Below are 1,332 nucleotides of genomic sequence, written 5' to 3'. Positions count from 1 at the left end.
TTCAGTTCTAGTGGTCGTTGCAACACCCCAGTTCAAGGGGTGCGATGGACTTCGAGATCCGCAAGGACAAGAGGCCGGGGGCCGGGAAGCTGGCCCGGGAGCGGGACGCATACTTCCAGCTCATGGAGCAGGGCTACAGCACCCGGGAAGCGGCCCGCATCGTCGGGATCAACCTCCGCACGGGCAAGAGGTGGCGTAATGGCCGCCGCGCGTCCGGCGGCAGCAAGGCGGTTCCTCCGATCTATCAGGAGCCCGGGCAGCCGCCCGTGTCACCGGAGCCGGAGGGACCGCCTCAGCCGTCGCGGTATCTCCAAGAACACGACCGCATTCACGTCGCTGACCGGCTGCGTGAGAAGGCATCCGTCCGGCAGATAGCCGCCGAGCTGGGCCGCAGCCCCTCCACCATCAGCCGGGAGATACGCCGCAATCGCCGGGCCATGCCCAAGGGAGGATGGGCCTACCAGCCCTTCCATGCCCACCGCCGTGCCGAACGGCGCCGCCCCCGGCCCAAGGTGGGCAAGATCGGCCAGAACCCCGAGCTGCGGGACTTCGTCCAGGAACACCTGACGCTGCGGTGGAGCCCCGAGCAGATCTGCCAGGCTCTGCGGGCACGCTTCCCCGACCGGCCGGAGATGCACGTGACCCACGAGACCATCTACCAGGCCCTCTACGTCCAAGGGCGCGGTGAATTGCGCCGGGAGCTGACCCGCGCCCTGCGCACCGGACGTGCCATGCGCCGCCCGCACCGCCACGCGGCCAAGCGGATCTCCCGGCCGGTCAAGAACATGGTCATGATCAGCGACCGGCCGGCCGAAGCGGAGGACCGGGCTGTCCCCGGCCACTGGGAGGGCGACCTCATCATCGGCAAGGACGGCCGATCCGCCATCGGCACCCTGGTCGAACGCTCCACCCGCTACGTGATGCTGGTGCATCTGCCCCGCGGACACAGCGCCCTCGCGACCCGCAACGCGCTCGCCACTACCGTCCAGACCCTCCCGCCGCACCTGTGGAGGTCGCTGACCTGGGACCAGGGCTCGGAGATGGCCGCCCACAAGGCGTTCACCGTCGCCACCGATATCCCCGTCTACTTCTGCGACCCGGCCAGCCCCTGGCAGCGGGGATCGAACGAGAACACCAACGGACTGCTCCGGCAGTATTTCCCCAAGGGCACCGACCTGAGCACCCACACCCCCGACCGCCTGAAGGTCGTAGCCGCCGAACTCAACAGCCGCCCACGCAAGACGCTCGGCTGGGAAACCCCAGCCGAGCGTCTCGCTAAGCTACTCGACCTAGCCAGCTGACCAGCAGTGTTGCAACGACCCCTCGAATTCG

At 68.5% G+C, this 1,332-nt stretch carries 1 protein-coding gene; it reads left to right on the top strand.

The genetic code is table 11. The annotated features are described in order from the left end of the window. Positions 1-122: 122 nt before the first annotated feature. Positions 123-1,301, top strand: a complete 1,179-nt coding sequence (locus DSC45_RS35515) for an IS30 family transposase (protein ID WP_205571507.1) — start codon at positions 123-125, stop codon at positions 1,299-1,301. The last annotated feature ends 31 nt before the right edge of the window (positions 1,302-1,332 follow it).

The organism is Streptomyces sp. YIM 130001 (genome assembly GCF_003574445.1).
Taxonomy (GTDB): Bacteria; Actinomycetota; Actinomycetes; order Streptomycetales; family Streptomycetaceae; genus Streptomyces.
Note: the sequence above shows the minus strand (reverse complement) of the source record. Positions and strands in the feature narration are given on the sequence as shown.